The sequence below is a fragment of the Vibrio sp. 10N.286.48.C11 genome (genome assembly GCF_041469805.1).
In the GTDB taxonomy this organism is placed as follows: domain Bacteria; phylum Pseudomonadota; class Gammaproteobacteria; order Enterobacterales; family Vibrionaceae; genus Vibrio; species Vibrio crassostreae_C.
Map to the genome: position 1 here is coordinate 1 of NZ_JBFRLK010000103.1, position 345 is coordinate 345.

Sequence of the window (345 nt, forward strand, 5' to 3'; positions counted from 1 at the left end):
TGGCGACAGCGATACAGGCAGCGTGACGGAAGACGTTGCGGTGACTGACGGCAACCTAACCACGACGGGCAGCGTGACGCTGACCGATGCGGACGGCGATGGCGCGTTCGGCACGCCAGTGTTCGATGCGGACAACTCAACCGTGAGCTCCGAGCTGGGCAGCTTAAGCATCGCAGCCGATGGTACGTGGACGTACACCGTGAATAACGACGCGGTGCAGTACCTGGATGCGAATGAAAGCGAGACGGTGACGTACACGATCCCGACGGCGGATGGCGCAGATACAGAAACCATCACGATCACCATCAATGGTGCGGAAGACGACTCAGAAATCACGCTAGAAAC

Annotated in this window: 1 protein-coding gene; it reads left to right on the forward strand. The window is 59.1% G+C overall.

All coding sequences use genetic code 11. From position 1 onward, the window contains the following. The coding region (locus AB4209_RS20625; RefSeq protein WP_372057171.1) for a VCBS domain-containing protein at positions 1 to 345 on the forward strand (345 nt) is incomplete at both ends.